This window comes from Rhizobium cerradonense (assembly GCF_030182455.1).
Taxonomy (GTDB): Bacteria; Pseudomonadota; Alphaproteobacteria; order Rhizobiales; family Rhizobiaceae; genus Rhizobium.
This window is the reverse complement of record NZ_JAQJCK010000005.1, coordinates 38349-63426: the sequence shown is the minus strand read 5'-3', so window position 1 is coordinate 63426 and position 25078 is coordinate 38349. Positions and strand designations below refer to the sequence as shown.

The window sequence follows — 25078 nt, the reverse complement described above, 5'->3', positions numbered from 1 at the left end:
AGATCAGATGGTCGGGAAACCCGGTTTGCGCACCGGCGCATCCAGGCCGAAATACTCCTTGAAAGCAGCATCATAGAGCGCCGATTCATGGCCGAACATGGCGGTGTTGAACGTCGTATTGACGAAATACAGCCAGTCGAGATCGCCCTGACGGACGCCGGCGCCGTAAAGCATGCTGTTCCACTGCTTGCCCGCATCGAAATAACGATCGGGATTGCGCGAGGAAAGCCAGCGCACGGTCGACAGATCGACCGCGGCCGCATCGACACGCTTGGCTTCCAAAGCCTGTAGAACGTTCGCCTGGGTGTCGATCTGCATGACCTGCGCATCCGGCAGAACGAGGTGAATGGTCTTTTCCGCGTCGACGTTCTGGAGAATGGAAACGCGCGTGCTACTGCCACCGGCCAGGAGCTTGTCAAAGGTCTTGTTGTCGGCGTCTGGACGGGTTAGCAGCGCGACGCCTTCGACATAGTAGGGCCGGGAGAAATTGATGAGCTGCGCACGCTGCGCCGACATCGTCATGAACTGGATGGTAATGTCGACCTTGCCGGTAACGATGTTCGGAATGCGCTGCTGCGCATCCTGCTTGACGAATTCGACCTTGGTTTCATCGTCGAACAGGCCCTTGGCAAGAATGCGGCCCATGGTGATGTCCATGCCGACCAGCTCTCCGGCATCGTTCTCAAAATGCCAGGGAGCGTTGGTGCTGCCGGTGCCGACAATCAGGTGGCCGCGATCCAGCACCGTGCGCAGCAGGCTGTCGCTGGCTGCCTGCGCCGCCGCCTCTTCGCTGCTGGCCATAAGGCCAACGGCGGTACCGACCGCCAAGCCACCCAGGCCCAGCTTCAAAAAATCACGACGCTGCGAAATATCGTTCATGTAAGCCTCCGCGTTTGAGATAAAGTTCCCGTAGTCGAGCTTGTTTTTCAAGCTTCTGTCTTATATATAAGACACGTTTCTTATATTTAGGACGATATACCGATTTTGGCGCTGGCGCAATGCCAGAGCGGCAGCAATGGAGCATTTCTGGCATGGTTTCGAACGACGAAGGTGCGCGAAAGACCCGGGAGGCCCACGGACCTCGTGAGCGCGGTATCGATAGAGTCTTGAAATTGCTCGCTTATCTGAACAAGGCCGGGCAACCGGTGCGGCTCGCCGATCTGCCCAAGGCGATCGACGCGCCGCGATCGACCATCTACGATCTCGTTGGTATCCTCTCTGATGCGGGTATTCTGGAGACGAACGGCAGCGACAATAGGGTCTATTTCGGCAAGCTGCTTTATCTCTATGGCACGCGTTACCTGCAGGAAAACGACATCATTATTCGCGGCAGGGAAGCAGTCGAGCGGCTCTCGAAACAGACCGGCGAGACGAGCGAGCTCTGTGTGCGCCATAGGAACAAGCAGGCAATCGTCCATGCCGCGCCAGGTTCGCGCCCGCTCCGCATCAGCTCGGAGATCGGATCGCAGGTACCTATCCCCTGGACGGCATCGGGAAGGCTGCTGCTGTCACATCTATCCAAGGAAGAAATCGGTAGATTGCTGGAGGAAGGCGACCTGACCCTTCCCGACGGACGCTCGGTCGACCTAGAGGATTTCGCCCGCGAATGCAGCGAGGCCAAGAAAAAGAAGCTGATCGTCACCACGGGCTTGATCAACAGCTTCACCCAATGCATGGCCGCCCCCATCTGGAACTCGAACGGCATCGTCGAAGCGACCATCTGCTTCGTCCTGCCGATCGATGTTTCGGAGGACCACAAAACGGCCCTGGGCGCAGAGCTCGTTCGCACCGCGGAAGGCCTTTCGATCGGCAACAACTATCTGACCGCGGCTCAATAGATCCCAACGGGGCCTATTGTTCCCGCACCAATTTCAGCACGAGCTGCTGCAGATTGCCGCCGTCGCTGAGTTCGGTTTTGTCGAAATCCCGGGCTCGCTGACGCTGTCTGTCGGAAATCTCGGACAGGCGCTTCGTCAGATCACTCCTGATCTTCTGGCACTCAGGATCGTCGGCGGCACTGAGGCCGACGCTCACGGTCTCAATCTCCTTCACCATGTCCTTGATCATCTCGCCATGCACGAGCTCATGTTTGTGCACGCCTGCGATAAACGTCTCCCAGCTTCTCTTGGTCGAGACCGGCAACTGCTCCGCAGGCTTGGGCAACGTGTAGGTGATTGTCAGCTTCGGTTGTGCGGAAACTAGGACGCAGGATTCGCCCTGCGGTTCGTATTTCCTCGTCCAGGTCAGCTTGAAACCCGTGTGTGCGATAGCGCGCGCTCCACCGCCAACCTCAGGCCCTTTCTCGCCGATCGATTCATAAAGATCCGCGCCAGACTTGCCAGCAATGGCATAGGTCTTCACCTTCTCGACGGCCTGCCACTGGGCGTGCGCAACCATCGGCAATGATGCAAAACAGACTGTCAGCACACAAAATCGAACGCCTGCCTTCATGCAAATCCCCATGAACAATGCCCAATGCCGGCGAAACTACCGGGTGCAAATGCCGCTTTCAATCGGACGATGAGAAGCCGAACGAACTCGTCCCGCTCAGACGACCGGCGATGACTGCAGGAGTTCTTCGGCCTCCTGCCGGCTCATATGGAAAATCGCCTTGCCGATCTCGAAGCCAAATCCGTTGCGGGCGAATGCGGACAGTTCTTTCGCCTTTCGCTTCTCATCGGGCTCATCTCTCCGAAATGGCCCGAAGCCGCGTTTGCGGGCAAAGATGATGGCCGCGAACAAGTCGTTCGTGGCGTCCAACGCCGTCATCACCGTGTTGCTGTCTATGCCTTTCGAAGCGAGCTTGTAGCCAATGGCCTTCCTTGATTTGCCGGAGCGCATCGCGGACCGCGTGCTGATCTCGGCATAGGCGACGTCATTAAGGGCGTTCTGGTCATAAGCGAACTGGACCGCGAAATCAGCGACGGCCTTGATCTGCGCATCGCTGATGTCTTCAAACTTCTGTTTCGCTTTTCTCGTAATCACATCGAACAACTGCTTCTCGGTCATCATCTTGCGTTCAAGGCGATAGATCGTCGAATTGCGTGCCCAGGCCAGCATTCGGGTCGTAGGAGTTTGATCCATGGGCAGAGGATGTTCAGAATCTGAAAAACGGAGTTTCGAGGTGAAGGTGTCTACGCCATGCACCCTGTTTTCGCAACGAAATCCCCTTGCGCACCTGAACGCTATTCCGCGAAGAAATCCGCATTTTCCGCGGCGATCCGTTCGATGGCGGCAAAAGCGGTGCGCAAATGGGCTTGCATCACCTTGGTCGCCCCATCCGGATCGCCCGTGACGACGCGATGGACCAAATCCTCGTGTTGACGAAAGATCATCTCCAGCCAATCGATCCGCTCGAGCGAGAGATAGCGAAGACGGTCGAGGGACACTTTTGCCGACGCGATCATGCCCCAGACATGGGGATGCCCGGCGATTTCCATCAGTGCCCGGTGCATCGCCTCGTCAGACAGGAAAAAACCGATGTGATCGCCCTTGCCAATCAATCGCCGCTGGTCCTCCAGAAACCGGTGCAGCCGCGCTTCCTTGTCCGCCACGGGTGACGTGGCGGCTTCGGCGACGGCGCTGCATTCCAGCATTTCGCGCACGAACTGCGCGTCCCGAACCGCGCTGATTTCGATGGGTGCAACATAGGTGCCGACCTGCGGCACGACGACCAGAAAGCCCGCATCCGCCAGCCTTTGAAACACCTGCCGAACCGGCGTTCGGCTCAAGCCGACCTCGTCGGCGATCCGTGTTTCCGAAATAGCCGCGCCCGGACGAAGTTCGCCGGTCAGTATCCGCATATAAAGGACGTCATAAAGGTCCTTGATGCTCATCCGTGGGCGGATTGGTGATACGGCCATCGGTTCAATGCGCCTCTGCTGTGATGGTGCTCAGGAAGCGCCGGGCTCGGTCACTGCTCGGATTTGCGATCAGCGCGCGAGGCTCCCGGTCTTCCACGATCTTGCCTTCGTCCATGAAAATCATCCGTGTACCGACATCGGCGGCGAAACGGATTTCGTGCGTGACGACTAGCATTGTGCGGCCCTCGCGAGCAAGGTCGCGCATGACGCCGAGAACCTCGCCGACGGTTTCCGGGTCGAGCGCCGAGGTCGGCTCGTCGAACAGCAAGATGTGCGGCTCGGCGCAAAGGGCACGGGCGATCGCCACCCGCTGCTGCTCGCCTCCCGACATCTGCGCCGGATAGGCATTCATCCGGTGGGATAGGCGCACCCGTTCGAACAAAGCTTTTGCACGCGCTTCGACCGTCTTTCGATCCTGTTTATGCACGACCACGGAGGCGAGCACGACATTTTGCAGGGCGGTCAGATGCGGATAGAGGTTGAAATGCTGAAAGATCATGCCGATCCGACGGCGGACGCTGGTGATCGCGCCGCGTTCATGCGCAAGCACCGGCCGGCCCTCGAAGCGGATCTCGCCGCCCTGGATGTCTTCCAATCCATTGACACAACGCAGCAGCGTCGATTTGCCGGTGCCGGAAGGGCCGATGAAGCAGACGATCTCACCCGGCTGTACCTGCATGGAAATACCATCGAGAATGGTGCGCTTGCCAAAGCGCTTCACCACATTGTCGAATTCGAGGACTGCCTGCGTCATTGTCCGCCTCCCGCGAGCATGAGCTTCGTTCCGACGTTGTAGCGCCGCTCAAGCGCGCCTCCCGCCAGCGAGATTCCATAGTTGATGAGGAAATAAAGGACGCCGAGCATCAGCAGCGGAGCGAAACTGCCGCCCGTGCTTTCGCGGACCAGAAGACCGGTCTTGGTCAATTCGACATAGCCGATGATCGAGGCGAGCGAGGACTCCTTCAGCGTCGTCACATAGACACCGACCGAAGGCGGCAGGACGACCCTCAATGCCTGCGGGCCGACCACATGCCGCATGGTCTGAGCAAAGGTCATTCCCGAGGATTGCGCGGCTTCCCATTGGCCGCGTCCCACGCTCTCGATGCCAGCGCGCATGACCTCGGACATCGTGGCCGTGGCGTGCAGCGCCAGCGCAAGGGTCGCCGCCATAAAGGTCGAAATATCAACCCCAAACATGACCGGCAGGCCGAAATAGGCAAAGAACAGCACAATCAGGATCGGAATGGACCGAAAGAATTCGACAAAAAGCAGAGCCACCACTCTTAGCGGCCACCAGCGGGACGTCCGCGCTAGCGCCACGAAGCCACCCGCGACGGCACCGATCATCAGAGCCAGCCATGACAACCAGATCGTGAGTGCGGCCGCCTTCAGAAAAAGCGGCAGAAAGGAAAACAGGTCGTGATTCATCGGCGCGCACCATTATCCCTGAAAAGCATGCGGCCGATCGCAAGGCGCATGAGGTTCACCGCCTGGCAAAGAACCAGATAGACGCCCGCCGCCACCAAGAAGGTTTCAAAGAACCGGAAGGAGGTGGAGCCGACCGTCTGCATCCACGAGGCCACATCCTCCACGGCGACCGCGGAAGCGAGTGAGGAGGCAAGGATGACTGCGATCACCTGATTGCCGAGCGGGGCGTAGATGACCCGAAAGACCTGCGGCAGAATGATATGGCGATAGGTCTGGACGGGGTTGAAACCCTGCGCCCGCGCCGCTTCGAATTGGCCATGCGCGATGGCGACGAGCCCCGCGCGGATGATTTCTGCCATGTAGCCGGCGCTGTTGAGCGTCAATCCGATCAAGGCGGCGGTGAAGGAAGAGAACCGCAATCCCATGGCGGGAAGCGCGAAATAGACGATATAGAGAATGACCAGAAGCGGCGTGTTCCGCATGATCTCGATATAGGTGATCGCCAAGACGCGCGAGAGGCGGCTCTGGCTGCGCCGCATGATTGCCAATCCGCAGCCGATGATCACGCTGAGGACGATCGCGAGAATCGACAGGTTCAGCGTGGTCTGTGCGGCATCCCAGAGCAGCGGCAGATATTCGCGGATGCTGCGAAACTGGAGCGTGTAGTGCATGGTCCCCTCCGCCAAGTCCTCTCCGCGGGATGGTGGAGCGGCTCAACGCCGCTCCCTTGGATCAATATTGTGCCTGCAGCGCCGGCTGGTCGAAGCCGAACCACGTCTTGAAAAGCGCCTTGTTGTCGCCGGACGCGTTGAACTGGTCGACGAACAGGTTGACGACCCGCAGCCAATCGGCATCGCCCGCCGGCACACCGATCGCTATCTCAGCGCGCGCGAGCGAACCGTCGACCTGGCGAAGCTTGCCCGCATTGTCGCTGATGGCCTTGCGGTTGTAGAAATCGTCTTCCGCCATTGCGTCGACCTGTCCGGACAGCAGAGCGCTGAGTTCGTCGGCTTGCGTGTTGAAACGGACGAGCTGGGCGTTGGGCATATGGGCCGGCACGGCGCGCTCCGCCGTACCGCCGCGAGAAATAGCAACGCGGATCTTGGCGGCATTGGCCTCATCGATCGTCTTATAGGGCGCGCTTGCCGGCACGAGCAGCCGCATATTGGTCACCACATAGGGGTTCGAAAAAGCAACCGACGTCGAACGCTCGACATTGCGGGTGAAGTCGGCGATCGTCACGTCGACCTTGCCGGTCTGCAGCGACGTTACGCGGCTTGGAATATCGGTAACGACGAATTCCGGATCGACCTTCAATGCCGCCGCCAGCTTTTTCGCGATTTCGATGTCGTAGCCGACAGGCACGCCGTCGGCGCCGACAGTCGCATAGGGCGGCAGGCTGCCGAGCACGGCGACGCGAAGCTTGCCGTTGGAAAGAATCGACTGAAGAACACTGCCGGATTCCGCGAAGGCCGGAACCGAAACAGTTGCGGCGATCGCCAGACCACTAAGAAGACCCAAAAATGCGCGTCTCAAGAACATGGATATACCCTCCCAGGTCATTAGGTTGAATGCTTCCGCTAAGCGGCGGGGTGACTAGGCATCGAAGGCGAGCTGCACTTTGAGTGTCTGCTCGGGATGCTGTTCGATGAGATCAAAGGCTGCGGCCGCATCGGCAGCGGCAAAGGTCTGCGTGATCATCGCATCCGGCTTGAGCGCGCCGCTTTCCAACCAGCCGATCACCTCTGGAATGAAACGGCGATTGAGACGAGAACCGACGAGGCTCAGCTCCTTGCGGACGATCTCCTGTTGGCTGACATTGCAAGGCGCGGAGGAAAATCCGAGCAATCCGATCCTGCCGGCAGGCGCGGCGACACGGCATGCTTCCTCAAGCAGGTAAGGGATTCCCGCACCATCGATAACGACCGATGGGCCGAGCCCGTCCAGCTCGCCGGCAACCATGTCCGGAACGGACTTTTCCAAAGAATTGAACACGAGGTCGGCGCCAAATTCACGAGCACGCTCAAGCCGCTTGTCATCGATATCGGCAACGATGCAGCGCGCGCCCTTCATTTTGGCGACCTGCAGCACAGTCAGGCCGACCGTGCCAGCGCCATAGATCAACACCGCATCTTCGGGGCCGCAGCCCGTTCGCGCCAGCACATTCGCGGCAACCGCCAGCGGCTCGGCAAGAGCGGCTATGTCGAAACCGAGGGACGATGAAACCTTTACCGCATTGTCTTCCGGGACGACGGCCACCGACCGGAAGCCGCCATCGCGGTGAACGCCGATCACCTGCAGATTGGCGCAGACATTCGATCGGCCGATGCGGCAGGGATGGCACTTTCCGCAGGAAATGACGGGATCGGCGACCACATGATCCCCGACCGCAAGGCGTGAAACGCCGGCACCAATCGCTTCCACCGTGCCGGCAAACTCATGCCCAATGATACGGGGATAGACGACGAACGGGTTCGAGCCGTGCAGGATGTGTATGTCCGAACCGCAAATGCCGGCGCGGCTGACGCGGATCGAAACTTCGCCCGGCGCCAATTCTCCAGAAGAATTTTCGTCCTCCAACGCCAGCCGATGAGGCGCGCGTACCGCTATCGCAACCATGTATCCTCCCTGCTCCCACATAGGCCACGCTCCAAAGAAGCGGCTGATGTAAAGCTTGCATACTTGTATCCAAGAATGCCGGGAGGCGCAAGGCTGTTTTTTAGGCTGTCATCGACAAAGCGCCTCTCGCCTCACTGGAGGGATTTCAAAAGCGAATTCACCAGGTCACGCCAGGCCCTGTTTGCCTGTAATTCCCTCGGGAAAAGCCCCGGCACAGCAAAGAAGGAGGCTGTTTCGTCGTCCGGATGCCCCGTGTCCGCCGCGGCCTTCAACAGTTCGTCGGCGCGCGGATCGTCCAGAGTATCGGCCTGCTTGAGAAAGGCTATCCAGACAGCCGTGGCGAAGGCGAACTCCGCTCCGTCGCTCCCCGAAGAAAGGGCGTCGACAGCGGGCTGGAAAAGCCGCTGCGGCAGTTTCTGCGAGCCGTCCATGGCGATCTGCAGCGTGCGATGCGCGATGGCCGGGTTGGCGAAACGCTCCACCAACTGATCCATATAGTGGGCAAGATCGATACCGGGCACGGGATCGAGCGTGCGCACCGCCGCCTGCATGTGCCGCCGAACCAGCGCGACATTCTCCGGCACACTCATGACGTCGCGGACGAACTCGAGCTTCTGCAATTGCCCGAGATAGGCGATCAGGGAGTGCGAACCGTTGAGCAGCCGCAGCTTCATTTTCTCGTAGGGCTCGACATCTTTGACAAAGAGCGCGCCGCCCGCCTCCCAGACGGGGCGATCCGAAACGAAATCATCCTCGATCACCCATTGCGAGAAGGTTTCCGCCTCGATCGACAGCATGTCCTCCACTCCCAGGAGACTTTCGGCGCGGGCGCGGGTTTCCGCCGTTGCGGCCGGAACGATGCGATCCACCATGCTGCAAGGAAAGGACACTTTTTCCGTGATCCAGGCAGCAAGGTTGGGATCGCGCATTTCTGCCATCTCGGTCACAAGACGGCGGACGATGCGGCCATTGCTCGGCAGGTTGTCGCAGCAAAGCACGGTGAACGGCGGCAGACCCCTATCCCGCCGCCGGGCAAGTCCTTCGGTCAAGTAACCGATCACGCCCGAAGGGCGGGCCGGCGATTTCAGATCGTTGGCAATTGCGGGATGGGCATGATCAATTCCGCCGCCGACGGGATCGATGCCATAGGCCTTTTCGCTGACGGTCAGCGTCACGACATGGACGGCCGGATCGGCGAGCCTCGCAAGGACAGCCTCTCCGTCTTCGCTTGCCGCAAGCGCCTCGACAATCGAGCCGATAACCCGGACGCTATCGCCGGAGCGGTCACGCGCAACAACGCTGTAAAGGCAGTCCTGCGCCTGCATATCATGGGCGATCTCGGTCGACCGCAGGCTGACGCCGACAATACCCCAGGTTCCAAATGCCTGAGCCAGCGCCGCATCCGTATAAACCGCCTGGTGCGCACGGTGGAAAGCGCCGAGACCGATATGGACGATCCCAGGCTTCAGAACCTGCCGGTCATAAGCGGGAGACTGAATTGAATCATGTGGTTGCGTGCGGGCATTCAATCGTTCCATCAGCGGGCCAATCCATATTGAGGGTGTGACAAGGCTCGCTCGATGCCCCGCAGTTCTGCGAGGCCTTTCAACCGGCCGATGGCAGGATAGCCCGGCTGCGCCCCGCGCGCCAAGTCATCCAGGATTTCCTGGCCGTGATCTGGCCGCATGAAAATCGTATGATCCGCGCGCCCCTCGGCTTTGCGCCGCCGCTCTTCCGAAAGGACGGCGGCAATCACCGCGACCATATCGGCATTTCCCTCAAGATGTTCGTCCTCGAAGAAGGAACCCGGCTGCGCCGTCGTTTCGCGGCGGACATTGCGCAGATGAACGAAATGGATGCGCGAGGCCAGCCGCGAGATCATCGCCGGCAGGTCGTTGTCTCCGCGCGCGCCGAGCGAGCCGGTGCAGAAGGTAACGCCGTTGGCCGGGGTGTCCACGGCCTTCAGGATGCGCGCATAGTCCTCTTCGGTCGAGAGAATGCGCGGCAGGCCGAGAAGCGGCCATGGCGGGTCGTCTCCATGGGCGCAGAGCCGCATGCCCAGTTCCTCGGCGACCGGCACAACCTCGGACAGGAAGTCGACCAGATTGCCGCGAAGGCGGTCAGCATCAATGGCGCTGTAGCGCACGAGTTCGGCACGTAATTCCGACAGAGTATAGGCCTCTGCCTGCCCGGGAAGTCCGGCCCCGACGCTGCGCGAAAGCACCGAGCGCTCTTCTTCCGGCATCTCGGCGAAGCGCCGGGCGGCAGCCTCCACCATTTCGGCGGAATAATCGGCCGCCGCATCCGGGCGTTGCAGAATATGCAGATCGAAGGCGATGAAATCGACGAGATCGAAACGCATGGCTTTTGCGCCTCTGGGCGTCGTCCAGCGCAGGTCGGTACGGGTCCAGTCAAGAACGGGCATGAAATTGTAACAGACCGTGGAAATTCCTGCTTCAGCCAGACGCCGGAGAGTCTCCGCCCACGCCTTCACATGGCCTTTCCAATCGCCGGACATGGTCTTGATGCTTTCGGAAACCGGGATGCTCTCGACTAGCTCCCACTCTAATCCGCCCTGCCGGATCTCATCCTGCCGCTTGCGGATTTCCTCCAACGGCCAGGCGATACCGGTCGGAATATGATGGAGGGAGCTGACGATGCCATCCGCGCCAGCCTGAACGGCGTCTCTGACGCTGACCTTGTCGATCGGTCCAAACCATCTCCACGTATGTCTCATCCTGACTTTTCCCTTGAAAACCTACGCCACCAAACCAGGCAATAATCGCTCTCGATTCACATACACTACCATGGTAACATGTCAATGAAGCTGGTCAGTGCGCGCCGTCACACCTCTGTGCTAAAAGCGTTCCACCCGTACAGGAGAACATCATTGGCTCTGACCGATAGAAAGTCGTCATCCCTGCTTGCAATCGATCCGAAACTGCCGATGGCGCCGCAGATCTATGGCAATATTCGCCAGTCGATCCTCAATCTCCGCCTCGCGCCCAAGCAGGCCTTGAGCGAAAAGGAGCTTGCCCTCATGCTCGGCGTCAGCCGCACGCCCGTTCGTGAAGCGCTGATCAAGCTCGCCGAGGATGGGCTGGTCGATATCTTTCCCCAGCGTGGCACATTCGTTGCGCCGATCCGTGTTTCGGAAGTTCTGGAGGCACAGTTCATTCGCGAGGCGCTTGAGGTAGCCGTTGTCGCGCGCGTGACCGAAATGTCCGATCCCGCCGTCGTCGCTCGCCTGCATGAAAGCCTGGCGCGACAGAAGCGCGCGGTCGACAACAGCGACCTGGATGGATTCTTGGCGGAGGATGAAAATTTCCATTTCATCCTGTCCGTATCCGTCAATCTGACACGGGCCTGGAAGGTCATCCAGAATGTCAAAGGCCAGCTTGACCGCGTTCGTGTCCTAAGCCTGCCCGAGCCGGGGCACCTGGCCGAGCTCTACGAACAGCATCTGGCAATCGTGACCGCGATCGAAGCTGGCAATGCTTCGGCTGCCAAAAAACACATGGCCAAACATCTGCAGCAGGTCTTCCGCACCATCGACTCTCTGTTGGCGCGAAGACCTGAGATTTTTGATTGATCCGTCCCGCCGGGAGCGGTGCGGCTTATTTTGCAGACCCACTTGGTCGCAGCGGTATGATTGGCTATTGTTCCGTCGCGGCCTTGCGCTGAAGCGCAAAGCGCCGAATGTCATTCGATGGCCGGAGGCCGTCCCAAGCACAACATCGCTATAGATCACGGGGCTCTCGCTCTGCTGGCCGCTTTGCGGATCGGATGCAGGTGCTCCCACCAGAGGAGGCAGGAATGGATTATCGCAAGCTCGGTCCCAGCGGGGCTGTCGTTACTGCATATTGCCTTGGCACCATGACCTTCGGTGCGGAGGCCGACGAAGCGGAATCTCACATATTGCTGGACGATTATTTCGCCTGGGGCGGCAATTTCATCGACACCGCCGATGTCTACAGTGCCGGCAAATCGGAGGAGATCATCGGACGCTGGCTGAAAGCGCGGCCGACCGAAGCGCGGCAGGCAATCATCGCCACCAAGGGACGCTTTCCGATGGGCAACGGGCCGAACGATATCGGTCTGTCACGCCGGCATCTCAACCAAGCTCTGAATGACTCGCTTCGGCGCCTCGATGTTGAACATATCGACCTCTATCAGATGCATGCCTGGGACGCGCTGACGCCGATCGAAGAGACGCTGCGCTTCCTCGATGACGCCGTCTCTGCCGGCAAGATCGGCTATTACGGTTTCTCCAACTATGTCGGTTGGCACATCGCCAAGGCCGTCGAAATTGCCAAGGCGCGCGGCTATACGCGGCCGGTTACGCTTCAGCCGCAATACAACCTGCTTGCTCGCGATATCGAGCTTGAAATCGTCGCGGCCTGCCAGGATGCCGGCATGGGCCTGCTCCCCTGGTCGCCACTCGGCGGCGGCTGGCTGACCGGCAAGTACAAGCGTGACCATATGCCGACCGGCGCAACTCGCCTCGGTGAAAACCCCAACCGCGGCAGCGAATCCTACGCGGCACGTAATGCGCAGGAACGGACCTGGGCGATTATCGCCGCCGTCGAAGAGATCGCCAAGGCACGCGGCGTCAGCATGGCACGGGTAGCGCTCGCCTGGACGGCAGCGCGGCCGGCCGTGACCTCCGTCATCCTCGGCGCCCGCACGCCCGCACAGCTTGCCGACAATCTCGGTGCGGCGGAGCTGACTCTATCGGAGGCGGAGATGGGCAGGCTCAACGAGGTCAGCGCACCGCAGCCGTCTGATTACCCCTACGGCAAGGGCGGCGCCAATCAGCGTCATCGCAAGATCGAAGGCGGCCGATAATATATGGTGTGACGGCGGAAGAACATTGCTTCTCCGCCTGCCGCAGCCGAAGTGAAGTGCCTGGGTCATTGCCCCAAAGGCGCCCGCCTGCCGGCGAGCGCTCTCTTTTTCTGAAGATTGTTACGCCTTGAAGAAGGCAAGCAGGTCGGCGTTGATGACGTCAGCATGGGTGGTCGCCATGCCGTGCGGAAGGCCCTTGTAGACCTTCAACGTCGCATTCTTGAGCAGCTTGGACGACAGAAGTGCCGAATCCGCGAGCGGGACGATCTGGTCGTCGTCGCCGTGCATCACCAGCACCGGCACATCGATCTTCTTCAGGTCTTCCGTGAAGTCGGTTTCCGAGAAGGCCTTGATGCAATCGTAATGAGCCTTAGCGCCACCCATCATGCCCTGACGCCACCAGTTGTCGATGATGCCTTCAGAGACAGTCGCACCCGGACGATTGAAGCCATAGAACGGCCCGGCCGGAATATCGTGGAAGAACTGGGCGCGGTTGGCGGCAAGTGCGGCGCGGAAACCGTCGAACACCTCGATCGGCAAACCACCCGGATTTTTCTCGGACTTGACCATGATCGGCGGGACCGCGCCAATCAGCACCGCCTTGGAGACCCGGCCGTTGCCACCGTGCTGGGCGACATAGCGGGCAACCTCACCACCGCCAGTCGAATGACCGACGTGGATGGCGCCCTTCAGGTCGAGGTGAGCTGCGAGCTCTGCGACATCGGCGGCGTAGGTATCCATTTCATTGCCAGTCGCCGTTTGGCTCGAGCGGCCATGACCGCGACGGTCGTGGGCGATGACACGGAAGCCCTGGTGCAGGAAAAACAGCATCTGCGCGTCCCAATCATCGGCGCTCAGCGGCCAGCCATGATGAAAGACGATCGGCTGACCTGTGCCCCAGTCCTTGTAGAAGATCTGCGTTCCATCCTTGGTCGTAATCGTGCTGCTGCTCATGATGTCCTTACCTTTCGAAGATTGTTTTACGGGAGAGGCTTGTGCAGTTTGCGCGAAGGGCATGACAGCCGCTGTAGCGGCCAGGCCAAGACCGGCCGTCATAACGCCTCGGCGGGTAGCTTGATTGATCGACTGGCTCATTTCAATCTCCATTTAATTTATATCGCACTATTTATTATCGCGATATCTATATGCTTAAAGCCATTTCGAATCCTTGTCCATAAAAAATTATCGCGATATCATTTTTCGTGATATAGAAAGGATGAGCGCAATTGGAAGATGTCTATGTCAGAACCCACGCCCGTCCCCTTGGACAATCAGCTTTGCTTTTCGCTGTATTCGGCAAGCATAGCTATCAATCGAACGTACAAGCCGATGCTGGATTCGATGGGCATCACCTATCCGCAATATCTGGTCTTATGCACCTTGGGTGAAAATGATGGGCTGACGGTCGGCGCGATCGCCGACCGTCTCGCACTAGAGTCGAGCACCATCACCCCCCCGGTGCAGCGCCTGGAACAGGCGGGCTTTGTCGAACGCCGACGCAGCAAGATCGACGAACGCCAGGTCCATGTCTGGCTGACGACAGCCGGCGGCGACCTCTTCGCCCGGAGTCGCTGCCTGGGCGAAACCTTGATGGCGCGCTCGGGCATGACGCCTGAGCAGTTGGACGCATTGAACCAGCAAATCCGGGAACTACAGAAGATGCTCGGCGGAGAGCAATAGCCGGCATCAGGGTACCCCACAACGCTCCATCGAGCCCCACATTCCGGAACATTTGGCCAGCGCCCCAGTTGAAATCGCGGAGAACAAGCGGAAGAGTGAGCGGCAGAGCCCAGATGACACGAAGAAAGGTAATTTGCTTCGATGATCAGTGGAGTGCTTCTTGATCTAGTCGGCGTCATTTATGATGGCGAAGACCTCATAACGGGCGCAACATCTGCGGTCGCCCGCCTGCACGAGGCCGGCCTTCCCGTGCGTTTCGTGAGCAACACGACACGCTCAAGCAAGCAGGCCATTCTGGACCGACTTTCCCGGTTCGGACTTTCAATCAAAAGCGATGAGTTGTTCACTCCCGCGCAAGCGGCCCGCGAGTGGCTTGGTCGACATGAGCAATCGCCCCACCTCCTAGTCCATCCCGATCTTGTGCCGGATTTTCATGACCTGACGGGTAGCAAAGGCAAGGCTGTTGTTGTTGGCGATGCAGGCGAGATTTTCGATTACCGGACGCTGAATAGGGCATTTCGAGAATTGATTGAGGGCGCGGACTTCCTGGCGCTCGCACCGAACAGGGCGTTCAAAGATGCGGACGGAAAACTTAGTCTCGATGCGGGCGCGTTTGTGACGGCGCTTGAGTTCGCAAGTCAGAAGCGTGCCGTCATCTTGGGGAAACCCTCACCCGATTTCTTTCTGTCCGCGCTCAACAGCATGCATTGCTCGAAAACGGAAGCGGTGATGGTGGGCGACGATGCGGAAAACGACGTCGCGGGAGCCTTGCAGGCCGGAATCTCCTGCGCGTTGCTGGTCCGTACGGGCAAATACCGTCGTGAGGACGAGAATCGTTTCAAGCCTTCTCCAACCGCAACGGTGGATGATATTTCCGCAGCGGTCGATTGGATCATCGCGAAGCGCGGCATTTGACCGGGGTCATATACGTGCCGTGAACGTGAGCTGCTTCTACATCGCCGGTACAAATTTCCAAAACACGCCCTCAGAGCGTTCCGGATAATATTTGAATTCGCACTCGAAGCGCCGGCCATAGGCTTCGGCATTGTCGAGGGCCGCCTTGCTCACCGGATTCATGCCGGTCCCCGGAGCAAACCAATCTTCAAGCAAGTCTTCGGGCACATAGGCACCGATCCGGAGCGGCAGCTTCGTCAGCACGTCATTCATCTCTTCGGGAGGCATTGTCTTCTCCAACCTGTAACGTTGATGATATCGGACATCGCCAACCGGAGAGATTTGCTCCGTTCGTTGGGCGTTTAACGGTGATACCTGTACCCGCTGCTCAGAACTCCGCCCTCAGGCGGAGCCATCTGCCTCAAATCCTGGTGGAGCGCATTGGCCGCGAAGGTCCGGAAGCCAGTTGCGGTATCGCCTTGCGAGGCGAAATGACCGCCGGCATATCTGCCTCCAGGCACGCTGCGAGAAACGCCTCACGTGCGACGATCGAGGGGATCACGCCATTCAACGCTCCGTGGCATGACTTGATTGCGCGATCATACCGCTTTCCGTGTCGGAGTGGCCATTCATTTTCGAGGAAATCCAAAGCATCGTATGCGCCGGAGAAACTCCGCTCCAAACCGCATTGCAACCGGATGCTGACGGACCGTATCCAGGGAACGTTGTTGTTCAACATTTTCTTCCTCCAGTCGAATGCCGTCCCAATCGCTCTGAGCTATGAATATTGCCCAGTCCCCTTCATCTTCAAGGGAGGGCTGGCGGCATTTGGAGATACGGCAGCCCTAAGCCAAGCGCGCCCGGCAGAGCCTGCAGCACGATCGAAACCGCCGCTTGTAAAGACTCGGCGCCTGTGGGTAAGCTGAGAGCGTTTCACACATGCCGTCACGCCAATAGCTCTCAACATATGCTCGTAAGACAGGGTTCTCACCGTAACGAAAAGATCGATCGCGGCCTTGCGGCTTCGCTTGCCGCCATCGCCGGCGCCTTGAACGCATCGGCTTTCTATGCCGTCGGCTTCTTCTCCGCCAATATGACGGGCAACGTCTCCACGCTTTCCGACGATCTGGCGATTGGCCAGTGGCTCTCCGCCCTGTTCTATGGCGGGATCGTGGTGGCGTTCATACTTGGCGCGGCAGTCTCGACGCTGATCATCAACGAAGGCCGCCGCCGTAACGTCTATGCCATTTACGCCTATAGCATCCTGACCGAAGCGGGACTGCTTGCCCTCCTCGGCTGCGCGGATCTCTGGCTGCTGGCCATCTGGCGTGTGCCGGTTCTCGTTCTTGGCCTTGCGTTCCTGATGGGCGTGCAAAATGCCGTCGTCACCCGCATCTCCGATGCCCGCGTGCGCACCACACATGTCTCAGGCATGGCCACCGATCTCGGAATCGAACTCGGGATTGCCTTCGACATTCTATGCGGGCGCGAGCCCAAGACTGAGGCGCGGCACAATCTGACCAAGCTCCGGCTGCATCTCTACACCATTGCCGCCTTCCTGATCGGTGGCATTCTGGGCGTCGTCATCTATCGCGCCGTCGGCGGCTACCTTCTCATTCTGGCCGCAGCGTTGTTGACGATGATTGCACTGGATGCAATTCGGCGGGCGAAATCGACTCTCTCCGCTCCAGGCACCTTTCCATCTGACATAAATCGGTGAGCCCGCGAGGCGCCCGGAAAGCTAAATTCGGCTTTCCGCATACGCAGCTATCATGAAAATCATTCAAGAACAGCGCAATACAAGAATTTTCTGTTGTTAAACAAGAACATTAAATAGGGAGCGAATTGGCGATCCCTCGATGGAATGGGAACGCGGCTCAGATCGAGCCGACGTTCCCGGATGCGGGCCGCTTAGGCCGAGGGCTGCTTCGTCTTGCGAAGATAGGGCAGAACCGTATCGAACGAGCCAAAGCGTGTGATGGCGTCCTCGTTGGAAACGGCGGCCGTGATGATGACATCTTCGCCCTGCTGCCAGTTCGCCGGCGTGGCGACCTGATGCTTCGCCGTCAATTGAATGGAGTCGATAGCGCGCAGGATTTCGTTGAAGTTGCGGCCGGTCGTCATCGGATAGGTGAGGATCAGCTTGATCTTCTTGTCGGGGCCGATGACGAAGACTGAGCGCACGGTGGCGTTGTCGGCGGGCGTGCGGCCCTCCGAGCTTTCACCCGCGCCGGCGGGCAGCATGTCATAGAGCTTGGCGACGTTGAGGTCCTTATCGCCGATCAGCGGATAGTCGACATCGAAGCCGGTCGCCGTCTTGATGTCGCCCTTCCACTTGCTGTGGCTCTCGACCGGATCGACGGAAATGCCGATGATCTTGACGCCGCGCTTGGCAAAATCCTGCTCAAGGCCCGCCATTGCTCCGAGCTCGGTCGTGCAGACCGGCGTGAAGTTCTTGGGATGCGAGAACAGCACTGCCCAGCCATTGCCAATCCAGTCGTGGAATTGGATCGGCCCGCGGGTCGTCTCGGCGGTAAAGTCGGGTGCGATATCATTGATACGCAGGCTCATGGTGGATCCTCCAAATAGGGGCTCGTCGTCTCTTGCAAATTTTTGGCGGCGAACGTTGGGTTAAAATCTAATCGCAGGATGCCGCCTAATGCATCCGAAGAAAAGTCCTCCTTTTAGGCGGTCGCGGCAGTCACGGACATAGACCTTCGGGGTCTCCAGTGTTTAGCCCGCGCCTTCAGCATCTCCAACAAGCCGTATCCGCTCGGCCAGCGCCCGAAGCCGCTCGCGACATTGATATGGCCCGCAAGGCCGATATTCCGGATATCGGAATTCCAGAGGTGCCCGAACATCGTAAGGCGGTCAAGCGTCATGTATATGTCGTTCAGACTGCCGATCGTCATGCTGGGAAAAGGCAAGGCCTCGGTGGGCATGGCTCCGAAAGAAATATGTCCCGCATGCAGCGCCTCGGTTGCCGGAAGATCGCAAGGCGCAACGAGCAGCGCGCCTTTGACGTGTCGCGCCGCCGTCCGGCCCGCCAGCCGCGCTGCCAGGAGGCAGCCGAGGCTGTGGGCAACGATGTAGGCTTCTCCTGCCTCTTCAAGCGCTGCCTCAAGCCTCGCCATCCAATCGCAAAAGTTCGGGTGATCCCAATCGTCCTGATCCACCAGGCGCCCGTCCGGCTGATCCTGCAGCCAGTAACGCTGCCAATGCCCTTCCCCCGATCCGAACAGACCCGGCAAGATCAGCACTCTGCTCATCGCATGTCCATGATTATGCTTTGAGGCATCAGAATACGCCCGCCACAAACGCGAACAGAAACAGGAAGGCCGAAATAACGGAGAAAACTTCGATACCATGAACAAGATGGGATCGAATGTCGCTCGGAAACCGGTTCGCAACCGGTCGTCGCAGATCGAAGGCTAATGCCATAGCGGGTTTCCTCTCAATACCAGGGCGCCGGCGTGGAGCACCAATAATAGAGCTCGTAATCGCGCGCCGATGGATCGTGGCTTTCACCCGACGTGATCGTTCTTTCGACAGATGTCCTCAGAGCGCCAGGCTTGCCCGACTGGTGAGGTGCAAGACGGCGGAAAACTATCTTCAAGCGGCTGATGAAATCGAATTTCATGCGATCCTCCATCTCGTTGATCTCGTCACGCAGAACTAAGCCGTCTGCCCTATCGGTCATCCAAGACCGCTTACCAATATTCTCTATAAGAATAGTAGATAAAAGGAACGAGCATCTTTCCTTGCTACGAAAGGAGGAAATCTGTTCTCGAATTGCGCCACCTCGAGTAGCCGTCCGATGCAGGGCTTCGACGTCCCACCGCGCGGTTGATTGGACCAACCATCGGTACCCCGATTGAACCGAACGCGCTAATACCTATTAGCGACTATTTGGATGCCCCGGCATGTGGCAAGTATTCTGCGGAATTCGGGGCGGTGCTGAGTCGAAGAATTTCGTGCAGCCACAAAGCGGAAAGATGAGTGCTTTGCGGCGGACTGAATGAAGAGAACTCGCCGCTATCCGCCAGAGGGCAGCGAGTTCTTTTCATGTTCCATGCCCCTCATGCCATACATCGAGCGACAGCCGGAAGACCTTGATCCTCCAAGTAGAAATAAGCTTGCCAGCGCGCCCATGAAGGAGCGGCGTTTCGTGCATCGCCGTCCTCGATACCGCTCCGGGCTAAGCTTCGCCTCGACAGAAACCGCAACATCTCGGTTGAAAACGGGGGCAACGAACTATTTCAGACCCAATCAAAGTCGACACTATCTTGGAAGGATGCTTTTCCGATGGAAAATCAGCCGGTCAATCTTATTCTCGCCGCCCGCGCCGCCTTCAGCCAAGCAGCGGCACTGATTGTACAATATAGCTTCTCCATCCTCGGCGCAGTCATTCTTCTCGTCGCCGGCTGGATTCTGTCCGGCGTTTTAAGCCGGTGGGCCTATGAAGGTCTGTCGAGAATACATGGGATCGATGAGACACTTGCGCGCTTTTTCGAAAACCTGCTGCACTACAGCATTCTCATTTTTGTCTTTGTCGCAGTACTGGCGCAATTCGGCATCCAGACCGCATCGATCGTTGCTGCTCTGGGCGCTGCAGGCTTGGCGATCGGCTTGGCGCTGCAAGGCACGCTTCAAAACATTGCAGCCGGCATCATGCTTCTGGTGCTGAGGCCGCTGCGCGTCGGTGAGTATATCGAGACTGCCAACGTCGAAGGACGCATTCTCGAAATAGGCTTGTTCGCCACCGAGATGAAGACGGCCGACGGCCTCTACCTGATGGCTCCAAATTCCACGCTCTGGAATACACCGATCAAAAATCACAGCCGCGAGGTCAGCCGGCGCCAGCAATTATCGGTAGCGGTCGGCAACGATGTCGATATCGACATCGTGACGCAGGCGATCCTCGAACTCGTCAGATCGGACGAACGAGTGCAAAAGGATCCGCCGTCCCGCGTTTATTCGGACGATCTTACCGCCGATAAGACGGTCCTGATGATCGAATACTGGGCGAAAACGAGGGAATGGTCGGAGACGCGCCACGCCATGATCGAGCGGCTGAGACGGGGCCTTGCCGCCAAAGGCATCTTGCTCAAGTAGATCGCCGAGCGCGTTTGCGTCAGCCGATGACGTGCCGCCGCAGAAATTTGCGCGGAATGAGCAAAAGGCAAGCCTGGGCACGGAACATACTCTCCTTACGTCGATTTGATAGGCAAAAGGAGATGACCGATGGCAGACAACGCACCCATCAATTCACCAGCAGCCGATCAATCAAAAGCGGCGGAACCGGCAACAAGAGACCTTGAAAAGGAAATCAGAGAGCGGGCTTACGCCATCTGGGAGAACGAAGGCAGACCGGAAGGTCGAGCCGTCGAGCACTGGGAACGTGCGGAAAGACAGATCAGCGGCGAGTTCCATCTCGATAAGATCGAGATCGAGGGCGACGACGTGCCGAAACTTGATGCATTACGGGAAGCCGCCCGCAAACATACCGACGCATTTCTGGTAAAAAGCGATCTGGAAGATGCGGATAAACGGACCGCCGCGCCGGGGACGCGAGAGCAGCCTTAGGACGGGCACCGCAACATTCACCTATAGCTCGACCGCAGCTTCGTGACTGGCCGATGGAGTTCTATATCGACTTACGGCCTCGTGCGAACGCCCCGTTTGCGGTAGACAGGAATGGCATAATCTGCCGCAAACTCTTTCGGCCCGGCGGCTGCAGCTCTCCGGTTCTCCTCAGGCATGTCTCGGAGATCAGGCATTCTTCAGGATGATTTGCCGACTGCCTCTGCATATTCGGCAAATGTCCTGGATTTCCCCAAATCAGCGTCCTCGTTGGCAAGCAGCAGAAGGCGAATGGGAAAGAGCATGGCCTTTCGATTGGCTTCTGAAAGGCCGCGGGCCTCGCCATTGACGCCCTGCTGTGCTCGTTCCAACGCCTGCTGCATTTCGCTGCGAGAAACGATGCCGCTGTCGACGAGAAGGGCATTGATTGAAGCGACTGCGGTGAGGAGACCTTCGAGTTGGAGGTTGGCAGTGTTCACAGTTTGACTCCTTCGCCGATGAATTCCACTGGAGCGGTCGCCCCATTGAACGCGATAGCTATGTCGGTGAATTGCATGATGTCCTCCGATGAGAGATGGCTATAAACGGCAGACTGTTCATCAAGTTCCGGCCGTCAGCGGTGCCTTCGGTGACAGCCATTTATTGCTTATCACTAATCTTGCCACGATGATGACGGAATTGCGTGGTGTTCCCTTCTCCTCCGGCAAATGGGACGACTTACGCAATGGAATGGATCAATCGTTACATCGATCAGCCACTGCTCGATGGCGCAGCCAACTGGCTTCGAGCCTGGCATATTTATTCCGGTCAACCTCCAGAGCGGCTCGAGCCGACTTGGCACCTTGCCGTACTCCTGTTTCTTTTCATTGCCGCTGAACACTTTCTACACGGCTCGGGATTCCTCGTCAGCGCTGCAGCGCTCATCATGCTGGCACTTCCTTCCGTTTGGAAGCTCTATTTGTCGATGAGAAAAGCCGACACATATGGCCGGCGGGAATATGCGCGCCTTAGGACACATGCCTTCGCAAGACGGGAAACAGAATGGTCAGTGAGAATGACTGTGTTGTTCATGTCCGCCAGCCTTCCGTTTTTCGCCGGCTCCGGCGATTCCGTGGGCGCGTATTTTTTGTTCGGCGCAAGTATTTGGTTCGTTCTGACGGCGCCTGTCAAATTCTACCTTCAAGCGGCGGAACCGCCGGAGCCCAATGAGGGCGACAGATCATTCCAGCATGCCGTCGGATTTGGATAGCCAACAAATAGTTGCTCCCGCCCCGGTCGCCGCCGGCGTCCATCTGTGGTTTGAACGATCGATGCGATAGCCATGCTCGAAAGGTTAGATTGGCGCGGGCATGACCTTTCGGAACTAATACCGAAGCGCTCCGTTATCTCCTACATCAATCGAAAGGAGACCACGATGCTTTACTATGCTCTCGTGTTTTTGGTTGTGGCAGTGATTGCCGGTGTTCTCGGATTCGGGGGCATTGCAGGCGCCTCTGCTTCGATCGCACAGTTTCTATTCTTCATCTTCCTGGTTTTGTTTATCGTCTCGCTGGTCATGCGGGTCGTGCGGCGACCATAGAACCAAGAAAGAAGCGGTCAAACAATGGCTCGGCTGGGGAACTACGCCTTTTGTACAACGTCTAGGTCTTTAGCCGGGCTTTCAGAAAATACCCTGGAACTTTCCCAGATTATCGTGGTTTGAACGCGGGTGGCAGGGGGGCGCCACTGGGTATCGCATGAACCAAGCAGCGATGCCCTGGCCCGTCGCGTGCTTGCCCAGCTTCGCGGCGGGCCTAAATATCTGCGGGCTTCCGATGATCGTTCTGTACGTCACTTGACCCTACTGGGATGGGGTTGCGGCCCATCCTGGCCGATCTCTCGTAAGTCTAGTTAGCCTGTCATTTTCGCTCCTCGTCGCAGGCCTTTTTCCCGAACAAAGACAGCCAAGCAGCGTTATCTCCCCATGAGCAACCGAGATAACGAGGAGAAAATCATGGACTGGAATAGAGTCGAAGGAAACTGGAAGCAGGTTAAAGGCAAGGTAAAGGAGCAGTGGGGTAAGCTCACGGACGACGACCTCGATCAAATCGACGGCCGCCTGGATCAGCTCGAAGGCAAAATCCAGGAACGCTATGGTTTGGAAAGAGATCGCGCGCGGCGCGACATTGATAGCTGGTATAACAGGCAGACCTGGCACTAACAGGTCGTATTAGCCAATTGCCCCGCGCCGCGGGGCATTTTTTCGAGTCCCGGCACCGAGTCGAATGCCACCCTTCAAAGCCGCAACGACGCTCTGGACGAAGATCAGGTCGACGAAGGCGCCGACCCGACCCAATGGAAATCATTGAATGTCCCCCGCCCAGGTTTCGTCATTCAAGGATGAGGTAGGACGAGCAGGTTCTCTCGGCCGTTCCTCATCGCGATCCGTGCTTTTTCGCGAACGAGTCCTCCGAGATCGATATCGGGGTCACGTTCCGGGTCCAGACCATCCCAGTCCAATGCCACCTGCAGCAGTGCCATGTTCGTCAGGTGGACAAGGTTGCGAAGCTGTAGCGCTTCGGCCGCCTCCTTCGCCGTGGAAATCAGCCTGAACATTCTGACAAATTCACGCACTCTCAGACTATCGTCTTCGGGCATGAGCACCTCCTAATTCGAAACACGAAGGTCACGTTTCTTACGCCGCGATCTCCAACAGTCGGGTCGTAACGGATCGGATCGGCTTCGGGCGAACATAAAGGGGAGCCGAGACTTTGAGCATGCGCCGCATGTTTGCGAGCACACGCTGCGAGACCTCGAACGCACCGCAGCAAACAGGATATTTTCCATATCCGTCGCAGCGGCCGAGTTCCTCAACTTCGGCACCTGCCCGCTTGTACACGCGCTTGAGATAGGGTTCATAGTTGGAAATCATAGTGTGGATGCCATGATCGAGCGCGCATTCGCAAAGCGCGAGCAACAACAGGCTGAATGCCCGGCCTGCATCGATGTCGGGAAACTCGCTCGCAATGGCAGCTTCATCGATGCACATGCGCGTTCCTTCCCAAATCCCCGGGGCAACGAGGTCCGTTGCGGCCGGAAACGTGTCTCTGAAGACGTCGTAAAGAAGCGTCGGCCCTGTCGTCGGCATGAGCCGTATCCCGCCGTAGAACCGCATGCGGCGCTCATCGCACCAAACAAGATAGGCGGGGCCGAGCGCATCATAGCTGTCGCGCTCGTAAGGTCCGATGACGTTTACGTCCCAGCCGAGCGTATCTGCGAAGATTGTCTTACGAAGGCGGAACATCTGATCGAGGATGTTCGCATATTTATGATATTCATGAGCCTGAATAACTATGAACATTTTCGCCTCCAACAGTTGCTGTCGTAAGGCGAGAATGGGCCGGAAAACCGCTATCGGAAATCCCGCAAATGGAGCCCCTCATTTGAGGGGATTGGTCAGGGGCGTGATGATGCGAAGCTGGACGGCTTTGGTGGTGGCAGCCGAGAGGGTGGCGCAGCCGAGCTTGAACCGCGCCGTCTTCAGATAATCGCGTGTCGTATGTTCGGAAATGTCGAGGATCAGCGCGATGTCCTTATAGTCCTTGCCAAGCGCTGTCCAATGCAGGCACTCGATTTCCCTTGGGCTCAAGGATGGCACCGGATCATGTTCGCCATAAAGTTCCAAGACGGCTTTGCCGTGGATGAGATGTGCAAGTTCCGTCCATTCCTCTCGGCAACTGACGACCAATTCCTGCCACTTATCGGCCGGCAAGCCTGAATTGATGGAAAGCAGCGACCGGCGTCTGGCCTTGTCGGCAACCGGAATGGAATAACCGTTGCCGCCGAGACCATGTTTCTGCGCGTCGACCAATAGTGCATAGGCCTCCGGCGTCGGCTCCACCTCGCTCCAGTCGAACGGAAGTTGACGGAGAAAGCCTTCCCTAACGACGGGATCGATCTTGACGTAGCCACTGAGAAGATATCGGGAAACCCAGGCGTCCGGATAGGTGGTACGCACAAATGGCGCGTCGATCGTATCCATTATGGTCTGCGCAAGATGGTAAGTCACGTAGTCGACGTGATATGCCGCCTGCAGAGACCGAATGGCGCTGTCGACATTCGGCGCCGCTTTGATCTCATTGAAGGCGTGCTCGAATCTTGGGTTGTCGGAAGTTCCCCGCATG

Annotated in this window: 32 protein-coding genes; 11 read left to right on the top strand and 21 right to left on the bottom strand. The window is 58.3% G+C overall.

Annotation, left to right across the window (positions count from 1 at the left end):
- Positions 1–3: 3 nt before the first annotated feature.
- Entirely contained in the window at positions 4–879 is an 876-nt protein-coding gene (locus PH547_RS13785; protein ID WP_104826840.1) for a transporter substrate-binding protein, read from the bottom strand.
- A gap of 227 nt (positions 880–1106) precedes the next feature.
- On the opposite strand from PH547_RS13785, the gene PH547_RS13780 reads away from it, so the two are divergent.
- Positions 1107–1838, top strand: coding sequence for an IclR family transcriptional regulator (locus PH547_RS13780; protein ID WP_285168526.1), 732 nt, complete (start codon positions 1107–1109; stop codon positions 1836–1838).
- A 13-nt stretch (positions 1839–1851) separates the two neighbouring features.
- Here PH547_RS13780 and PH547_RS13775 read toward each other — a convergent pair whose 3' ends face one another.
- From PH547_RS13775 to uxuA, 10 genes are all read right to left on the bottom strand, one after another.
- On the bottom strand, positions 1852–2451 hold the full coding sequence (locus tag PH547_RS13775) for a DUF922 domain-containing Zn-dependent protease (RefSeq protein WP_285168525.1): 600 nt from the start codon (positions 2449–2451) through the stop codon (positions 1852–1854).
- 96 nt (positions 2452–2547) lie between these two features.
- Positions 2548–3084, bottom strand: a complete 537-nt coding sequence (gene recX / locus PH547_RS13770) for a recombination regulator RecX (protein ID WP_285168524.1) — start codon at positions 3082–3084, stop codon at positions 2548–2550.
- A gap of 101 nt (positions 3085–3185) precedes the next feature.
- Positions 3186–3863: a GntR family transcriptional regulator gene (locus PH547_RS13765; protein WP_260305165.1), complete on the bottom strand. Its 678-nt coding sequence runs from the start codon at positions 3861–3863 to the stop codon at positions 3186–3188.
- A 4-nt stretch (positions 3864–3867) separates the two neighbouring features.
- Positions 3868–4617: an amino acid ABC transporter ATP-binding protein gene (locus PH547_RS13760; RefSeq protein ID WP_104826845.1), complete on the bottom strand. Its 750-nt coding sequence runs from the start codon at positions 4615–4617 to the stop codon at positions 3868–3870.
- Positions 4614–5291: an amino acid ABC transporter permease gene (locus tag PH547_RS13755; RefSeq protein ID WP_104826846.1), complete on the bottom strand. Its 678-nt coding sequence runs from the start codon at positions 5289–5291 to the stop codon at positions 4614–4616. The genes PH547_RS13760 and PH547_RS13755 overlap by 4 nt, the downstream gene beginning before the upstream one ends.
- A complete protein-coding gene (locus tag PH547_RS13750) occupies positions 5288–5962 on the bottom strand; it encodes an amino acid ABC transporter permease (RefSeq protein WP_104826847.1) in 675 nt (224 codons plus the stop codon). The genes PH547_RS13755 and PH547_RS13750 overlap by 4 nt, the downstream gene beginning before the upstream one ends.
- Before the next feature lie 61 nt (positions 5963–6023).
- Complete coding sequence (locus PH547_RS13745) at positions 6024–6833, bottom strand: transporter substrate-binding domain-containing protein (protein ID WP_104826848.1); 810 nt, start codon at positions 6831–6833, stop codon at positions 6024–6026.
- 54 nt (positions 6834–6887) lie between these two features.
- Positions 6888–7910: a Zn-dependent oxidoreductase gene (locus PH547_RS13740; RefSeq protein ID WP_285168521.1), complete on the bottom strand. Its 1023-nt coding sequence runs from the start codon at positions 7908–7910 to the stop codon at positions 6888–6890.
- A gap of 131 nt (positions 7911–8041) precedes the next feature.
- The gene (locus tag PH547_RS13735; RefSeq protein WP_483315545.1) at positions 8042–9451 is read right to left on the bottom strand and encodes a mannitol dehydrogenase family protein; all 1410 of its coding nucleotides are present in this window, start codon (positions 9449–9451) and stop codon (positions 8042–8044) included.
- Positions 9448–10647, bottom strand: coding sequence for a mannonate dehydratase (gene uxuA / locus PH547_RS13730; protein WP_285168518.1), 1200 nt, complete (start codon positions 10645–10647; stop codon positions 9448–9450). Before uxuA ends, PH547_RS13735 begins: the two co-directional genes overlap by 4 nt.
- Before the next feature lie 153 nt (positions 10648–10800).
- Between uxuA and PH547_RS13725 the strand changes: the two genes are divergently transcribed.
- Together PH547_RS13725 and PH547_RS13720 are read left to right on the top strand one after the other, a co-directional pair.
- Positions 10801–11502 carry a GntR family transcriptional regulator gene (locus PH547_RS13725; RefSeq protein WP_285168517.1) on the top strand — a complete coding sequence of 234 codons (702 nt, stop codon included), beginning with the start codon at positions 10801–10803 and terminating at the stop codon, positions 11500–11502.
- A gap of 224 nt (positions 11503–11726) precedes the next feature.
- Positions 11727–12758: an aldo/keto reductase gene (locus PH547_RS13720; protein ID WP_285168515.1), complete on the top strand. Its 1032-nt coding sequence runs from the start codon at positions 11727–11729 to the stop codon at positions 12756–12758.
- Positions 12759–12878: 120 nt separating this feature from the next.
- On the opposite strand, the gene PH547_RS13715 is transcribed toward PH547_RS13720, so the two are convergent.
- On the bottom strand, positions 12879–13712 hold the full coding sequence (locus PH547_RS13715) for an alpha/beta fold hydrolase (RefSeq protein WP_285168727.1): 834 nt from the start codon (positions 13710–13712) through the stop codon (positions 12879–12881).
- A gap of 285 nt (positions 13713–13997) precedes the next feature.
- Here PH547_RS13715 and PH547_RS13710 point away from each other — a divergent pair, with 285 nt between their 5' ends.
- Positions 13998–14438, top strand: coding sequence for a MarR family winged helix-turn-helix transcriptional regulator (locus PH547_RS13710; RefSeq protein ID WP_483315543.1), 441 nt, complete (start codon positions 13998–14000; stop codon positions 14436–14438).
- A gap of 141 nt (positions 14439–14579) precedes the next feature.
- Positions 14580–15353, top strand: a complete 774-nt coding sequence (locus PH547_RS13705) for a TIGR01458 family HAD-type hydrolase (protein WP_285168512.1) — start codon at positions 14580–14582, stop codon at positions 15351–15353.
- A gap of 36 nt (positions 15354–15389) precedes the next feature.
- Here the strand turns inward: PH547_RS13705 and PH547_RS13700 are convergent, their stop codons facing one another.
- On the bottom strand, positions 15390–15620 hold the full coding sequence (locus PH547_RS13700) for a hypothetical protein (protein ID WP_104826856.1): 231 nt from the start codon (positions 15618–15620) through the stop codon (positions 15390–15392).
- A 133-nt stretch (positions 15621–15753) separates the two neighbouring features.
- On the bottom strand, positions 15754–16071 hold the full coding sequence (locus PH547_RS13695; RefSeq protein ID WP_285168508.1) for a DUF982 domain-containing protein: 318 nt from the start codon (positions 16069–16071) through the stop codon (positions 15754–15756).
- A gap of 228 nt (positions 16072–16299) precedes the next feature.
- Here PH547_RS13695 and PH547_RS13690 point away from each other — a divergent pair, with 228 nt between their 5' ends.
- The gene (locus tag PH547_RS13690) at positions 16300–17052 is read left to right on the top strand and encodes a YoaK family protein (protein WP_104826858.1); all 753 of its coding nucleotides are present in this window, start codon (positions 16300–16302) and stop codon (positions 17050–17052) included.
- A 191-nt stretch (positions 17053–17243) separates the two neighbouring features.
- Here the strand turns inward: PH547_RS13690 and PH547_RS13685 are convergent, their stop codons facing one another.
- From PH547_RS13685 to PH547_RS13675, 3 genes are all read right to left on the bottom strand, one after another.
- The gene (locus PH547_RS13685) at positions 17244–17903 is read right to left on the bottom strand and encodes a peroxiredoxin (RefSeq protein ID WP_104826859.1); all 660 of its coding nucleotides are present in this window, start codon (positions 17901–17903) and stop codon (positions 17244–17246) included.
- Positions 17904–18016: 113 nt separating this feature from the next.
- On the bottom strand, positions 18017–18601 hold the full coding sequence (locus PH547_RS13680) for an RBBP9/YdeN family alpha/beta hydrolase (protein WP_260305174.1): 585 nt from the start codon (positions 18599–18601) through the stop codon (positions 18017–18019).
- Between the two features lie 185 nt (positions 18602–18786).
- Positions 18787–19032 (bottom strand): hypothetical protein, encoded by a 246-nt coding sequence (locus tag PH547_RS13675; RefSeq protein WP_245464188.1) that lies wholly within the window; start codon positions 19030–19032, stop codon positions 18787–18789.
- A 605-nt stretch (positions 19033–19637) separates the two neighbouring features.
- On the opposite strand from PH547_RS13675, the gene PH547_RS13670 reads away from it, so the two are divergent.
- On the top strand, positions 19638–20447 hold the full coding sequence (locus PH547_RS13670; protein WP_285168505.1) for a mechanosensitive ion channel family protein: 810 nt from the start codon (positions 19638–19640) through the stop codon (positions 20445–20447).
- Positions 20448–20576: 129 nt separating this feature from the next.
- On the top strand, positions 20577–20918 hold the full coding sequence (locus tag PH547_RS13665; RefSeq protein WP_285168504.1) for a DUF2934 domain-containing protein: 342 nt from the start codon (positions 20577–20579) through the stop codon (positions 20916–20918).
- A 197-nt stretch (positions 20919–21115) separates the two neighbouring features.
- Here PH547_RS13665 and PH547_RS13660 read toward each other — a convergent pair whose 3' ends face one another.
- Positions 21116–21394, bottom strand: a complete 279-nt coding sequence (locus PH547_RS13660) for a hypothetical protein (RefSeq protein ID WP_260305177.1) — start codon at positions 21392–21394, stop codon at positions 21116–21118.
- Positions 21395–21639: 245 nt separating this feature from the next.
- On the opposite strand from PH547_RS13660, the gene PH547_RS13655 reads away from it, so the two are divergent.
- The 3 genes from PH547_RS13655 to PH547_RS13645 all read left to right on the top strand — a co-directional run bounded on the left by PH547_RS13655 (position 21640) and on the right by PH547_RS13645 (position 23115).
- Positions 21640–22164 carry a hypothetical protein gene (locus PH547_RS13655; protein WP_260305178.1) on the top strand — a complete coding sequence of 175 codons (525 nt, stop codon included), beginning with the start codon at positions 21640–21642 and terminating at the stop codon, positions 22162–22164.
- A 165-nt stretch (positions 22165–22329) separates the two neighbouring features.
- Entirely contained in the window at positions 22330–22494 is a 165-nt protein-coding gene (locus tag PH547_RS13650; protein WP_028750291.1) for a DUF1328 domain-containing protein, read from the top strand.
- A 414-nt stretch (positions 22495–22908) separates the two neighbouring features.
- On the top strand, positions 22909–23115 hold the full coding sequence (locus PH547_RS13645; RefSeq protein ID WP_104826865.1) for a CsbD family protein: 207 nt from the start codon (positions 22909–22911) through the stop codon (positions 23113–23115).
- A 173-nt stretch (positions 23116–23288) separates the two neighbouring features.
- Here the strand turns inward: PH547_RS13645 and PH547_RS13640 are convergent, their stop codons facing one another.
- From PH547_RS13640 to PH547_RS13630, 3 genes are all read right to left on the bottom strand, one after another.
- Entirely contained in the window at positions 23289–23552 is a 264-nt protein-coding gene (locus PH547_RS13640; RefSeq protein WP_104826866.1) for a hypothetical protein, read from the bottom strand.
- A 37-nt stretch (positions 23553–23589) separates the two neighbouring features.
- A complete protein-coding gene (locus tag PH547_RS13635) occupies positions 23590–24255 on the bottom strand; it encodes an acyl-homoserine-lactone synthase (RefSeq protein ID WP_104826867.1) in 666 nt (221 codons plus the stop codon).
- Between the two features lie 78 nt (positions 24256–24333).
- Positions 24334–25077: a LuxR family transcriptional regulator gene (locus PH547_RS13630; RefSeq protein ID WP_285168501.1), complete on the bottom strand. Its 744-nt coding sequence runs from the start codon at positions 25075–25077 to the stop codon at positions 24334–24336.
- Position 25078 lies beyond the last annotated feature (1 nt).

What these genes read in the sequence shown, in the direction of transcription:
- PH547_RS13785 (WP_104826840.1), bottom strand. Translation starts at nt 879, where the DNA reads ATGAACGATATTTCGCAGCGTCGTGATTTTTTGAAGCTGGGCCTGGGT.
- PH547_RS13775 (WP_285168525.1), bottom strand. Translation starts at nt 2,451, where the DNA reads ATGAAGGCAGGCGTTCGATTTTGTGTGCTGACAGTCTGTTTTGCATCA.
- recX (WP_285168524.1), bottom strand. Translation starts at nt 3,084, where the DNA reads ATGGATCAAACTCCTACGACCCGAATGCTGGCCTGGGCACGCAATTCG.
- PH547_RS13765 (WP_260305165.1), bottom strand. Translation starts at nt 3,863, where the DNA reads ATGGCCGTATCACCAATCCGCCCACGGATGAGCATCAAGGACCTTTAT.
- PH547_RS13760 (WP_104826845.1), bottom strand. Translation starts at nt 4,617, where the DNA reads ATGACGCAGGCAGTCCTCGAATTCGACAATGTGGTGAAGCGCTTTGGC.
- PH547_RS13755 (WP_104826846.1), bottom strand. Translation starts at nt 5,291, where the DNA reads ATGAATCACGACCTGTTTTCCTTTCTGCCGCTTTTTCTGAAGGCGGCC.
- PH547_RS13750 (WP_104826847.1), bottom strand. Translation starts at nt 5,962, where the DNA reads ATGCACTACACGCTCCAGTTTCGCAGCATCCGCGAATATCTGCCGCTG.
- PH547_RS13745 (WP_104826848.1), bottom strand. Translation starts at nt 6,833, where the DNA reads ATGTTCTTGAGACGCGCATTTTTGGGTCTTCTTAGTGGTCTGGCGATC.
- PH547_RS13740 (WP_285168521.1), bottom strand. Translation starts at nt 7,910, where the DNA reads ATGGTTGCGATAGCGGTACGCGCGCCTCATCGGCTGGCGTTGGAGGAC.
- uxuA (WP_285168518.1), bottom strand. Translation starts at nt 10,647, where the DNA reads ATGAGACATACGTGGAGATGGTTTGGACCGATCGACAAGGTCAGCGTC.
- PH547_RS13720 (WP_285168515.1), top strand. Translation starts at nt 11,727, where the DNA reads ATGGATTATCGCAAGCTCGGTCCCAGCGGGGCTGTCGTTACTGCATAT.
- PH547_RS13715 (WP_285168727.1), bottom strand. Translation starts at nt 13,712, where the DNA reads ATGAGCAGCAGCACGATTACGACCAAGGATGGAACGCAGATCTTCTAC.
- PH547_RS13710 (WP_483315543.1), top strand. Translation starts at nt 13,998, where the DNA reads ATGTCAGAACCCACGCCCGTCCCCTTGGACAATCAGCTTTGCTTTTCG.
- PH547_RS13705 (WP_285168512.1), top strand. Translation starts at nt 14,580, where the DNA reads ATGATCAGTGGAGTGCTTCTTGATCTAGTCGGCGTCATTTATGATGGC.
- PH547_RS13700 (WP_104826856.1), bottom strand. Translation starts at nt 15,620, where the DNA reads ATGCCTCCCGAAGAGATGAATGACGTGCTGACGAAGCTGCCGCTCCGG.
- PH547_RS13695 (WP_285168508.1), bottom strand. Translation starts at nt 16,071, where the DNA reads ATGTTGAACAACAACGTTCCCTGGATACGGTCCGTCAGCATCCGGTTG.
- PH547_RS13690 (WP_104826858.1), top strand. Translation starts at nt 16,300, where the DNA reads ATGCTCGTAAGACAGGGTTCTCACCGTAACGAAAAGATCGATCGCGGC.
- PH547_RS13685 (WP_104826859.1), bottom strand. Translation starts at nt 17,903, where the DNA reads ATGAGCCTGCGTATCAATGATATCGCACCCGACTTTACCGCCGAGACG.
- PH547_RS13680 (WP_260305174.1), bottom strand. Translation starts at nt 18,601, where the DNA reads ATGAGCAGAGTGCTGATCTTGCCGGGTCTGTTCGGATCGGGGGAAGGG.
- PH547_RS13675 (WP_245464188.1), bottom strand. Translation starts at nt 19,032, where the DNA reads ATGACCGATAGGGCAGACGGCTTAGTTCTGCGTGACGAGATCAACGAG.
- PH547_RS13670 (WP_285168505.1), top strand. Translation starts at nt 19,638, where the DNA reads ATGGAAAATCAGCCGGTCAATCTTATTCTCGCCGCCCGCGCCGCCTTC.
- PH547_RS13665 (WP_285168504.1), top strand. Translation starts at nt 20,577, where the DNA reads ATGGCAGACAACGCACCCATCAATTCACCAGCAGCCGATCAATCAAAA.
- PH547_RS13655 (WP_260305178.1), top strand. Translation starts at nt 21,640, where the DNA reads ATGGAATGGATCAATCGTTACATCGATCAGCCACTGCTCGATGGCGCA.
- PH547_RS13650 (WP_028750291.1), top strand. Translation starts at nt 22,330, where the DNA reads ATGCTTTACTATGCTCTCGTGTTTTTGGTTGTGGCAGTGATTGCCGGT.
- PH547_RS13645 (WP_104826865.1), top strand. Translation starts at nt 22,909, where the DNA reads ATGGACTGGAATAGAGTCGAAGGAAACTGGAAGCAGGTTAAAGGCAAG.
- PH547_RS13640 (WP_104826866.1), bottom strand. Translation starts at nt 23,552, where the DNA reads ATGCCCGAAGACGATAGTCTGAGAGTGCGTGAATTTGTCAGAATGTTC.
- PH547_RS13635 (WP_104826867.1), bottom strand. Translation starts at nt 24,255, where the DNA reads ATGTTCATAGTTATTCAGGCTCATGAATATCATAAATATGCGAACATC.
- PH547_RS13630 (WP_285168501.1), bottom strand. Translation starts at nt 25,077, where the DNA reads ATGCGGGGAACTTCCGACAACCCAAGATTCGAGCACGCCTTCAATGAG.